Genomic DNA, 12,696 nt, shown 5'->3' with positions numbered 1-12,696 from the left:
TTACTCTTGTGACTGACTTTATGTACAGGAAGTACTGATGTCGACGTTAACCTTATGGACTTGGTTGATATTAGTAGATCATTAAATTAAGTGCAGAAATATGAGTAAACTACTTTTATTTTTCTAATACTGTTTCGTTAACTTGATATCTTGCTCCATTTGTTTATGCGCTTGTTGTACTTTTTTACTTTCAGATACTTCTGCAACGCCTACACGCCACCATGATTCATATCCATCTGTATTTGTACCTGGAAGAACTTTGATATCTATTAATGTGGAAACAGTATCTTTTTTAGATTGTTCAAGTGCTTCCTTTAACTCTTCTAAAGTATGAACTTTGTAAGCTTTTACTCCTAAGGCACCAGCATAAGCTGCAAAATCGATAGGAACATAATCCGCTGTTAATCGATTTGTTTCTTTGGAGCGAAAGCGGAATTCATTGCCGAACCCATCACTGCCATGCCCTCTTTGTAAATTGTGAATACATTGGAAACCGTGATTGTCCAATAAAATCACATTGATTTTTTGACCTTCTTGTATGCTTGTTACAAGCTCGGAGTGAAGCATTAAGAAACTGCCATCTCCACACATGGCATACACTTCTTGATTTGGTACTGCCATTTTTACTCCTAAGGCACCTGAAACCTCATATCCCATACAAGAGAAGCCATATTCTAAATGATAGGTTTTGGGCTCAGTTGTACGCCATACACGATGTAAATCTCCTGGTAAACTTCCAGCAGCACCAACAATCACATCTTTTTCTTGAATGAATTGATTGATTTCACCTAACACTCTTGTTTGTGATAAACCTTGATCACTTTCTATTGCAAATAAACGATCTACCTCTGTATCCCACTTTTTCTTCAATCTGGATAAATCACCTTGGTCATATTCTGTTTTATACCCTTCTTGAGCTAAGGCTTCTGTTAGTGATGTTAATGCTTCTTTCGCATCCGCTACAATGCTTAATCCGTTCATTTTTAAAGCATCAAATGAACTAACATTAATACTCAATATGTCTACATCTGGATTTTGAAAAGCTTGTTTGGATGAGGTGGGGAAATCAGCTAATCTAGTTCCTACAGCGATTACTAAATCAGTCTCTTTAGCTAATAGATTTGCCGCTAGCGATCCTGTAACACCTACTGCACCCATGTTTAAAGGATGCTCCCAAGACATTACGCTTTTCCCTGCTTGTGTATCCGAAACAGGAATTTGAAAGGTTTCAACAAAATCTTTCAGCGTTTCACTTGCAAGAGAGTAATGAACACCACCACCCGCAATAATCAAAGGTTTCTTTTTAGATTTAATTAGTTGTACCGCTCTTTGGCAAGTACTTTGAGGCAACGGCCTTCTATCTATGTGGAAGACTCGTTTTTCAAAAAATTCCACTGGGTAATCGTATGCTTCACTCTGTACATCCTGCGGGAGGCTTAAAGTTACTGCTCCTGTATCCACTGGGTCTGTTAACACACGCATTGCATTTAAAGCTGCCGACATTAATTGTTCTGGTCGAGAGATACGGTCCCAATATTTGCTTACAGGTTTAAATGCGTCATTTGCAGTGACATTGTAATCAGTAGGGTCTTCAATCTGTTGTAAAACAGGATCAGGTTGTCTACAAGCAAAAATATCACCTGGAAGAAACAACACAGGGATGCGATTCACCGTTGCTGTACCTGCCGCAGTAACCATATTTAAAGCACCTGGACCGATGGAGGATGTACACGCAAAGGTTTCTAATCTATTTTTTTGCTTTGCATATGCCATAGCAGCATGTGCCATTCCCTGTTCATTTTTCCCTTGAATATAAGTTAAACTTCCTGTATCTTGCTCTAAGGCTTCGCCGATTCCTGTTACATTACCGTGACCGAATATACCCATTACACCTTTAAAAAAATTTATCTCTTTTCCATCAAACTCAACGTATTGCTGATCTAAAAACTTTAGTAACGCCTGCGACATAGTTAAACGAATCGTTTCCATAGTGACCTCCTTTGAATAAAAGTGAACATTTCTATGAATTCATGATTTCACTTTTTAATTGTTCAATTTTAATGGGTTTACCTAGTTCCAGAGATTCCTTAGCTGCTTTCGCAATTAATTCCGCTTGATAACCATCATTTCCAGTACATACAAGAGGCGAATCTTGAAGTAATGAATATATAAATTCTTTCGTTTCTACAACATATGCATCTTTATATCTTTCTAAAAAGAAATATTGAGGTTTATCCCTATAAACCCCTTGGATAGTACTGATTTCAGCTGTGTTTGGATGATCGTTTTGAATCGAAACCGAACCTTTTGAACCAAAAACCTCCACTCTTTGATCATATCCGTACACAGCCTTCCTACTGTTGTCGATTACTCCAATGGCACCGTTTTCAAACTTTAATGTAATTATCGCCGTATCCACATCTCCATAATGTTTAAAGACCGGGTCTACTAAACTAGCACCTTGTACATAAACTTCTTCTACTTCACTACCTGTTACATAACGTGCAATGTCAAAATCGTGAATGGCCATATCCATAAATAACCCACCTGAGGCTTTAATGTATTCAGCAGGAGGCGGTTCCGGATCACGTGAAGTTATTTTTACAATATGCGGATCACCGATAACATCATTTTTCACTGTATCATGTACCTTTTTAAAATTATGATCAAAACGACGATTAAATCCTACTTGTAATTTCACTCCGTATTGTTCAACTATTTTTAATGCTTCGAATGTTTCCTCAGCAGAAAAACTGATCGGCTTCTCACAAAAAATATGTTTCCCAGCTTCAGCCGCTTCTTTAATCATTTGTGCATGTGTATTTGTTGGTGAGCAAATGTATACTGCGTCAATTTCAGGGTCATTTAAAATGTCCATATAATCCTTTGTCGTAATTTTAATCCCAATTTTCTTAGCCCAATCTATGACTTTATCTACATAAATATCTGAGATCGCTTTCAATTCAACCTGATCTAATGAAACTAAATTCTCTGCATGCAATTTTCCTATTCTTCCAGCACCAATCATACCTATCTTTAAAGTTTGTTTCACTGTTTCCATTCACCATCCTATCTTGTTATCACACATATGTATAAATCAATTTAAATTTAAATTAAGCGCTTAACTCACAAGCTGCAAAGATTATACCAGGGCTGTATAGTAAAAACTCAGGAAGAGTTTTAAAATCAGTTTAGGGTTAAGCGCTTTCTCAATCCTATTTTATATTGTTTTCAATCGTATTTCAAGAGTTCTTTTTTATTTTACTTAGTCTCTTGATACATGTCTTAGCCGATTAGCATGTTGTAAGATGTTAGATGAAGCATCTACTGGATTCATTTCAGTTATAATACAAGCTGATATCGCTGCAATTTCCAATCCAGATATCCCCTCAAATTCAATCAATACAATGCCTTCGCCAACGTCAATGATCAGGCCCTGAAGAGGCCCAATTGGTTGTAAATAATTAATAAGAACTCTTTTTCCAATCAATGATTTTGCTAAGTTTGTGATAGGGTCCTCACAACAAACACATTCTCCTTTACTTTTTTTAATAGGTTTTATGTTTAGAGGAAAATTTACAGGTAGTATAACAGCAGATATATTACAAATTGATAATGTACCTTGATTAGTGAAAGCAATAAAGTTTTTCACCTCATTTAATTGAAATGCGGCTGAACTCGTTTGAGTTTCAATACCAACTTCTTGACTTACTAATTGTTCTAATACAAACTGCATTGGACATACACAACAATCGCATTTTGTTTTATCAAAAAAAACCATATGATCACTTCCTTTTAATGTTTTGTAAAAATTTCAAACTTAATTCAATAATGACAATGCAGTAGTTCTGAGGCTTCGTTATCTAGTATTAATTATTGCTCTCCATATCATATGAACCATCTAAGAAATTTGCTTGGACTCCTATCCATAGGTAATTTCTTTGTTTTTTTGGACAGAAATTATAAAAAAATACCTCAACAATAAACATTGCTGAGGTTTTTCTAACATCAAATTTGAAAGTCTTTTTTTTATCAGTCTACTTTTTCAAAGTTAATCCAGTTTATATTATAGCCTCCACTTGGAATTCCAATCCCTATGTCTTGTACACCTGCTTCTAAATAAACGGTATGCGAAATCGTTTGCCAGTTCTGCCATCCACCTGTGCTAGGAACATTTAATGTACCTAATAAGGTTTGACCTGCATTTTGTTCTAAATTAATTACACCACCACCATTCAGAGAAGCTACTCGATATTCAACTCTATAATTGCCTGCTGATGGTATATTAATTGAATAACTTAACCAATCACCAGGATCAAGATAACCTACATTTTGCCCACCTTCTGAAGCATCTTCTAACTGAACACCACTCATGTAAGTATAATCTTCCGCTTCTATTTTAATAGATGGATCAGTACCTCCCCCAGCTGTATCATATATTCTTACATAATCTACTTCCATTTGCCTTGGCCAAATATTCCAATCAAATCCACCAGCGGCACCCCAATCTCCACCAACCGCAAGATTTAATATGAGGTAAAAAGGCTTGTCAAAAGGCCATTCATCATTTCCTCCATGTTTTTCATATGTGTGATAAAGGGTTCCATCTACGTACCAGCGCATTTCACTTGGTGTCCATTCAAATTCGTAAACATGAAACGCGGATTCCCAATCATTTCCTTCAATACTACCTCCGTTTTGAGTGCCAATCAAATGGTTATATGCTTTTGTATGAATCGTACCATAAATGATGTTAGGTTCATAACCTACATGCTCCATAATGTCGATCTCTCCTACTTCTGGCCAGCTTTGATTATTCCAATCAGTAGGCAGCATCCAAATTGCAGGCCATACGCCTAATCCACCAGGCAGCTTTGCTCGTATTTCAAATCTTCCATATTGAAAATCAGCTTTTGTTACAAGTCTTGAAGATGTAAAATCTTTTCCTTCATAAGGTTCTTTGATTGCTTTTATCTTTAACGTGCCATCTCCAACAAATGCATTGTCTAAGTCAGCATTCGTATAATATTGAAGTTCATTATTGCCCCATCCATGACCTCCAACATCGTATCCCCATTTGCTGGAATCAGGCAATCCATTATAATTAAATTCGTCTTGAAATACTAATGTTGGCTCAGCATTGACTTGACCTAGTGATTTATCATTTGTATTACTGCTAATTAATGTCGAAAGAATGAGGGCGGATGTACATAAAATACTTAAAACTTTCTTCTTTTTTGTCATATTATATCTCCCTTTAAATGGATTGGCTTTCACCTAGAAAATTCAAATTTCCCAGCAATCATTATATTGAATACGCTTACATTATTTGCTAACCCTATTAAATGTTCACAAACTGATTAACCTCGAACATTTAGAACTCCTATATTTTAAATTATGAATTCGATTACATTTTTTGCTAGTACTACTGAATAATCATAGATTTTAAAGTTCCCAGAATACCTTGTTTTAAATACGTTTACATTTTTGTTGGATTTTCGACAATACATAAACTCTAACGATGTTATGGTAGCAATGAAATCGATTGCAAAATATCGTGAAAAAGCAACAAACTTCTTAACTAACACTGAGTTGTCATATAACACCTCCTATTATTTTACAAACCAATCCTTTATCACAAGTTACTTTAAGAGGATCAGATGGCTTGCAATCACTATCCATTTAAGTATACTTAATCTACTATTAGAAAACAAGAAACATTTCAAGTCAATGGACAGCTATTCAACTATCTTTTTGAAACCTTTCTCTCTTCATATAAAAAGAATATTTTCTAAAATAGAAAATATTCCTTTTATTTGTTTTATTCATCTAAATCGTCATGGCTCCAAAACCACCGTCAACCCGGAGCAATGAACCCGTTACATAACTTGAAGCCTTATCTGATGCTAAGTAAACAACTGCTCCCTTCAATTCTTTAGGATCACCGAATCTATTCATCGGTGTATGCTCCATAATAGAGTTGATTCGTTCTTCACTTAATATTTTTCTATTTTGCACCGCAGGGAAGAATCCTGGTATGATCGCATTTACCCTAATTTGGTATGGTGCAAATTCACGAGCTAGAAACTGAGTTAAGTTGTTCACTCCTGCTTTTGAAGCAGAATATGTAACTACTTTAGATAATGGAGTAGTTGATGAAACAGATGATATATTGATGATACTGCCGGGGCGTTTCATCTCTACCATACGTTTCGCAAAAACTTTGCTTGAAAGAAACACACCCTTTAAATTCACATCCATGATATCATCCCATTCTGCTGTTTCAAGATCAAAAAATGGAGTTGCACTGTTTTTACCTGCTGTATTCACAATGATATCAAAACCATCCGCCCAAGCAACAATTTCATCACATACCTTCTTTAATGAACTCTCATCAATCACATCTGCTATGAATGCCTTTACTTCATCTGTGACATCATTCATTTTTGTCACAGCTTTATCCAACTTATCTTTACTTCTCCCTAGCAGTGCAATTCTAGCACCATGTTCAGCTAAACCAACAGCCATTTCAAGTCCAAGTGTACTTGAGCCACCAACAATGACAGCCGTTTTTCCTGTCAAATCAAATAACTTACTCATTTAAATCCCCTCCTTTTAATGAACAAATCATCTTATGAGCCTAGATAGAGCTGGTAGATAAAATATTCGTCTAAGTATTGCTTACCGCTTCCCATAAACCATTCAAATAGGTTGCCCCCAAGGCTCGATCAAATAAGCCATATCCAGCTTTCCCTTCTTCTCCCCATATCATCCGACCATGATCAGGACGCAATGGTCCATTAAAATTCACTTCTTTTAATGCTTTCATGATTTCCAACATGTTCACATCACCTGATGAAGACAAATGTGCAGTTTCTTCAAAAGAATCTTCACCTGTTATTTTTACATTTCTCGTATGTACGAAGTGAATTCTATTTTTTGAACCAAAGGATCTGATCATTTCAACTAAATTATTGGCCGTTCTTGCACCAAATGAACCTGTACAGAAACAAATCCCGTTAGATACACTGTCATATAAGTTAGTGAATCTCTCTAGACTTGACTGATCTACAATAATTCTAGGCAATCCAAAAATCCCCCATGGCGGATCATCTGGATGGATCGCCATTTTTATATTATTTTTTTCAGCTACTGGTATAACTTCTTGAATAAAATAATTTAGATTATCCCATAATTTCTCTTCGTTGATATTTTGGTACTGTCTCATTAAGTCATGTAATTCTTCTTTTTCATAGCTAGAATCCCAACCAGGAAGTGACAGTTCTCCTTTTACCGGATCCATCTTCTGCACTTTTTCATTTTCAAAAATAAGTGTAGTTGAACCATCTTCTAATTCGTGTTTTAGCTCTGATCTAGTCCAATCAAAAACAGGCATGAAATTATAACAAACAACAGTGACTCCTGCTTTCCCTAGATTTTGCAAGGATTGTTTGTAGTTTTCAATATACTTGTCTCTCGTTGGTAATCCTAGCTTAATATCTTCATGAACAGGTAAACTTTCAATGACAGATAACTCTAATTTTTCTTCTTCAATTTTTTTCTTTAATTCAACAATTTTATGGTAAGGCCACACTTCCCCAACCGGCACATCGTAAATTGCAGATACAATACCTTTCATACCTGGAATTTGACGGATATACTTAAGAGGAATGGGATCCTTTTTATCGTACCATCTAAAAGATAAATTCATAGTTTCACCCCATACTATCTAATCATTTAATCCATTTGGATATTAAAATAACTTACAGCATTGCGATAACAAATATCTTCAATTACGCTACCAATAAATGTATAGTCTCTTGGCAGCTCCCCATTCTCAATCCAAGTCCCAAATAAATCACATAAAATTCTACGAAAATATTCATGTCTAGGGAAAGATAGAAAACTTCTTGAGTCCGTTAACATACCTATGAAAGTACTGATTAATCCAATGTTTGCCAATGATTTCATTTGATTCAACATGCCTTCTTTTTGATCATTAAACCACCAACCAGAACCAAATTGAATTTTGCCTCTAGTTCCTTTAGACTGGAAATTTCCAATGGTAGATGCAACCACATCGTTGTGAATCGGGTTCAAGTTATAAACAATCGTTTTTGGTAGATCGTTATCTTTATCCAAATCATTTAAAAACGCATTCAAGTTACGAGCCAAATCAAAATCTAAGATCGAATCATATCCTGTATTTGCTCCAATGAAACCATACATTTTCGTATTATTATTTCGAATGGCTCCAATATGCAGCTGCATAGACCAACCTAAATCGTTATATATTTTCGCTAAATGAATCATGGTTTTGGTTTGAAATTTATTAAGCTCCTCATTAGACAAAAACAACCCTTCTAGTCCTTTTTTGAATAAATCCCCCACATCTTTATCCGTTGCTTCAGTGTATGGGAACTCTCCAAAACCATGATCCGAGATACGACATCCAAATCTATGAAAATAGTTCACTCGTTCCTCTAAAGCTGTTATGAAGGATTCATAGTTCACTATCTTTTTCCCAGTAGTACTCTCTAACTGACGAACATACTCCTTAAAACCTGGAAAATGAATATTTAAAGCTAAATCAGGTCTAAAGGTTGGTAACACTTTTGTCATTATGCTCGAATCTTCATGTATTTTATGATGATACGCCAATGAATCAATTGGATCATCTGTAGTACAAACGGCTTTCACTTGAAATCTTCTTAAAATACCATTCACCGAAAAAGAATCATCCTCGAGCTGCTTGTTGCAATGCTCCCACACCTCATTCGCATTTTCTGATGAAAGTGTTTCTTGTATGCCAAAATACCGACTTAATTCTAAATGAGTCCAGTGATAAAGAGGATTCCCCATTGTATATGGAACCGTTTGTGCCCAAGCCATAAATTTTTCTTTGTCAGAAGCATTCCCTGTAATCAATTGTTCATCTAAACCTAACCAACGCATCGCTCTCCATTTATAGTGGTCTCCTGCCAGCCATAAATCCGTAATGTTTTGAAACTTTTTGTTCTCTGCAATTTCCTTAGCCTCTAAATGTGTATGAAAATCAAAAATCGGCATCTTATCAGCATATTCATGAAAAAGAATTTGCGCACTTTTATTATTCAACATCATGTCTTCACTTAAAAAAGTAGACATATCAACCACCTCATAATTTAAACTTATCTCACACGAACAGCATCTCTTTGAGCAATTAGGCAAAGCTCAGCTGCCTTAAAAGTATGCTCTTGAGTCATTGCATTTTCTGTACCATTCAAACAGTCTAAAATAAACTCTCCAAAATATGGATACCCTACTTTTCCTTTTAAAGAAAGGTGCTGCTCACCCTCATGATTTACAAGATACAAATGATCTCCTGAAGCCTCTCTAGCAATATCAATGTACTTACGAATTTCAATGTACCCTTCTGTACCTAAGATGACAGTTCTACCATCCCCCCAAGTTCCTAATCCATCAGGAGTTAACCAATCCACTCTAAAATAAAAAGTAGTACCATTGTCTCCGACTAAAGTAGCATCTCCAAAATCCTCTAATTCAGGATAGTCACTATGTTTATAGTTCCCGACCTTACTGTTCATAACCTTTGCATCTTTAGCTCCTGCATAATATAAAAACTGCTCAATCTGATGGCTGCCTATATCACATAAAATTCCACCATACTGCTCTTTATTAAAAAACCAATCAGGTCTACTTTCAACATCACTTCTATGAGGTCCTGTTCCCATTACCTGCACTACTTCGCCAATAGCTCCTTCTTTCACTAATTGTCCAGCAAATACAGCACTTTCTACATGAAGGCGTTCACTATAATAAACAGCCCATATTAGTCCCGTTTCCTCTACTTTTTTTCTAGCAGTTTCCAGTTGCTCAAAAGTTGTAAACGGTGCTTTATCCGTAAAATAATGCTTGCCATGATCCATTACTTTTAATCCTAAATCACAACGTTCTGAAGTGATTTTTGCACCAGCAACTAGTTTTATTGAAACATCTTTTAAGATTTCTTCTTCTGATGAGGCAGCTTTGACACCTTGAAATTTCTCACAAAATCTTGCCACTTTTTGTGGGTCAGGATCATAAACCTTTACCAAACTTGCTCCTGCTTCTATCAAACCATTACACATTCCGTTGATATGTCCGTGATCCAAACCTATGGCTGCAAATGGAAACTCTCCTTCTTTTACAACTGGATCAAACTTCCCTTCTGGGGCATAGTTCATACCGTCAGATTTATTCATCTTTTACACTCCTTTTTCATCTAGTGTCTGTTCAAAGTTCCTGTAGTAATTGTATTGTCACTAAAGTTTTCAATGTTGTTTTTCTTTTCAAAAAAATGCCTAACATTTGCTTTAACTCCCTCACTAGTATAAAAAGGGTCATCTTTCGCTAGAGGAAGCTTTACAGTTTGACCTGTGTTTGCAGATTTATAGATCGCCATAATAAGCTCTAAAGTTCTTCTCCCCTGCTCTCCGTCTATTAATACAGGCTCACCTTTTTCAACGGCAGTTAGGAAATTATCGATTTGTCCAGTATGTTCCTCATGTTGCAATTTAGGATAACGATCGTAAATATCTTCAATTTTCTTTTCTAAACTTATATCTGATTCATCATGAGGGAAACCGTTTTCCTTTGCTATAGAAGCTTTAACTTTCCAAGGCACTGAAACTCTAGCTTTTTCTCCCTGAAAAACTAGCTGCTGCTCTTCACCATGATGAACTACTGAGCTAGTCACTTGACCTAATCTACCTTTACTAAATCTAAAAATAGCAACGGATAAGTCCTCTACTTCTGCATTATCGTGCATAACATTTGTTGTGATAGCTGTAACATCTGTAGGTGCCCCCATCATCCATTGAAGCAAATCAATATGATGAACTGCATGATTTAAAGTACAACCACCACCCTCTTTTTCCCAAGTACCACGCCACCATAGATCATAATAACTATGTCCTCTCCACCAGAAGGAATCAATTTGAGCATGTGCGATTTTTCCTAACTCTCCAGAGTCCAGTACGTTTTTCAGTTTAAACATCGGGCTTAAAAAACGATTTTGAGCTATGACAGAAAGGATTTTATGGTTTGTTTTTGCTGCAGCATTCATCTCATCACATTCTTTTAAAGAAGAAGCCATTGGTTTTTCCACTAATACATGTTTCCCTGCGTTAAGAGAATCTACTGTTAGGCTTGCATGTGTGTATGGTGGTGTACAAATGGATACAACATCAATATCTTCTCTTTTCAACAGTTCTTGATGATCACTATATATGTCTGCGTTTAAATTGTATTGCTCATTCAATTTTTTTGATTTTTCAGGATAAATATCCATAAGTGCGACTACTTTACACCGATCTGCAAACTGTTTAAATCCTGCAATATGTTTTGTAGAAATAGATCCTGTACCTATTACAGCTACATTAATCATTTTGATCTTCCTTTCAATTATTTATGTTAATGCTGCCCATCTATCATTTGGAAGTAATGGAAACCAATCAGGACGTTTATAATCTCGGTCATAAGGATACCCGCCTAAAGTTTGATACAATTCTGAATACTCTCCCAGTTTATCTTGATCTATTTCGATTCCTAAACCAGGTTTATTGGGTATCTTCATCTTCCCATCCTTATATTCCATTTTTCCACCCTTGATAATATCGTCAGTTAAATGATGATAATGTGCATCAATAGAAAAGGATATGTTTGGAAGCACTGCCCCCAAGTGCAGCATCGTTGCTAACTGAATTCCTAACTCACCAGATGAATGTACTGCTACACCTAACTGGAAGGTTTCACAAACAGCCGCTGCTTTAATGCATTGTCTAATGCCCCCCCAGAACGTAGTATCTAATAAGATAACATCAACAGCTTGGTTTAATATATTTTGAGACAGCTGTTCAAAATTTACTACCACAGTATTCGTTGCAATCGATAGGTTTGTATTTTCTCTTACTCTTCTTAATCCATTTAATCCCCAGGTTGGATCTTCAAAATAATCGTTGTTTAATAACTCAATTTCTTTTGCAAATTTGATGCTTTGTTCTACACTTAATGCCGCATTTGGGTCAAATCGATAGGAATCGTCAGGTAAGGCTTTCGCTAGTTCTTTGTAACATTCAAGTTCATAAAGTGGATCAAAAACACCACCCTTTAGCTTATGACTTGTGAAACCATATTTCTCCTTTAAATCTAGTGCATGTTGAATCAGTTCTTCATTAGTTTCAACTTTACCTAATCCAGACTTCTCGTTTGGATATCTGAAAAATAAATAACTTGCAAAAGAAACTGAGTCTCTTAGTTTCCCACCTAACAAGTCATAAACGGGAATACTAAGCTTCTTACCTATAATATCCAAACAAGCAAATTCAATCGCTGCCAACATTTGTGTCCGATTGTTATAAAGACTTGCAGTTGGGTTACAAATCTTGAATCGAAGCGCTTCCAATTCAAATGGATTATGACCAATGAGATATTCTTTAAGACCGAGAAATGCAAGCTCAGCGCTTTCTCCTCCACCTCCCATTTCACCCAGTCCAACAATCCCTTCATCTGTTTCGACCTCAATAATGGTACGGACAAATCTTCCCCAATGCACTCCATTACTGTGTCTCAAAGGAGCTTCCAATGGAACTGTCACTGTTGTAGGACGTATATCTACTATTTTCATTTTCACTCTCCTAAACTTAAATAAATATT

The 12,696-nt window shown here is 35.9% G+C and carries 10 protein-coding genes; all 10 read right to left on the bottom strand.

From position 1 onward, the window contains the following. Window positions 1-123: 123 nt before the first annotated feature. A complete protein-coding gene (gene iolD / locus Q5Y73_RS08110; protein ID WP_305991357.1) occupies window positions 124-1,989 on the bottom strand; it encodes a 3D-(3,5/4)-trihydroxycyclohexane-1,2-dione acylhydrolase (decyclizing) in 1,866 nt (621 codons plus the stop codon). 31 nt (window positions 1,990-2,020) lie between these two features. Further along, the gene (iolG, locus tag Q5Y73_RS08105; RefSeq protein WP_305991356.1) at window positions 2,021-3,061 is read right to left on the bottom strand and encodes an inositol 2-dehydrogenase; all 1,041 of its coding nucleotides are present in this window, start codon (window positions 3,059-3,061) and stop codon (window positions 2,021-2,023) included. A gap of 204 nt (window positions 3,062-3,265) precedes the next feature. Beyond that, the gene (locus Q5Y73_RS08100) at window positions 3,266-3,781 is read right to left on the bottom strand and encodes a hypothetical protein (RefSeq protein WP_305991355.1); all 516 of its coding nucleotides are present in this window, start codon (window positions 3,779-3,781) and stop codon (window positions 3,266-3,268) included. A 251-nt stretch (window positions 3,782-4,032) separates the two neighbouring features. Further along, the gene (locus tag Q5Y73_RS08095) at window positions 4,033-5,244 is read right to left on the bottom strand and encodes a carbohydrate-binding protein (protein ID WP_305991354.1); all 1,212 of its coding nucleotides are present in this window, start codon (window positions 5,242-5,244) and stop codon (window positions 4,033-4,035) included. Window positions 5,245-5,829: 585 nt separating this feature from the next. Beyond that, window positions 5,830-6,600 (bottom strand): SDR family oxidoreductase, encoded by a 771-nt coding sequence (locus Q5Y73_RS08090; RefSeq protein ID WP_305991353.1) that lies wholly within the window; start codon window positions 6,598-6,600, stop codon window positions 5,830-5,832. A 70-nt stretch (window positions 6,601-6,670) separates the two neighbouring features. Then, on the bottom strand, window positions 6,671-7,711 hold the full coding sequence (gene uxuA, locus Q5Y73_RS08085; RefSeq protein WP_305991352.1) for a mannonate dehydratase: 1,041 nt from the start codon (window positions 7,709-7,711) through the stop codon (window positions 6,671-6,673). Between the two features lie 26 nt (window positions 7,712-7,737). Continuing rightward, window positions 7,738-9,147 (bottom strand): glucuronate isomerase, encoded by a 1,410-nt coding sequence (gene uxaC / locus Q5Y73_RS08080; protein ID WP_305991351.1) that lies wholly within the window; start codon window positions 9,145-9,147, stop codon window positions 7,738-7,740. A 23-nt stretch (window positions 9,148-9,170) separates the two neighbouring features. Beyond that, window positions 9,171-10,244: a Gfo/Idh/MocA family protein gene (locus Q5Y73_RS08075; protein ID WP_305991350.1), complete on the bottom strand. Its 1,074-nt coding sequence runs from the start codon at window positions 10,242-10,244 to the stop codon at window positions 9,171-9,173. A 20-nt stretch (window positions 10,245-10,264) separates the two neighbouring features. Beyond that, a complete protein-coding gene (locus Q5Y73_RS08070) occupies window positions 10,265-11,428 on the bottom strand; it encodes a Gfo/Idh/MocA family protein (RefSeq protein ID WP_305991349.1) in 1,164 nt (387 codons plus the stop codon). 21 nt (window positions 11,429-11,449) lie between these two features. Further along, window positions 11,450-12,667, bottom strand: a complete 1,218-nt coding sequence (locus Q5Y73_RS08065) for an enolase C-terminal domain-like protein (protein WP_305991348.1) — start codon at window positions 12,665-12,667, stop codon at window positions 11,450-11,452. Window positions 12,668-12,696 lie beyond the last annotated feature (29 nt).

It is taken from the genome of Chengkuizengella axinellae (genome assembly GCF_030730905.1).
Lineage (GTDB): Bacteria > Bacillota > Bacilli > Paenibacillales > KCTC-33759 > Chengkuizengella > Chengkuizengella axinellae.
The sequence above is the reverse complement of the archived record's forward strand: the minus strand, read 5'-3'. Positions and strand labels throughout refer to the sequence as shown.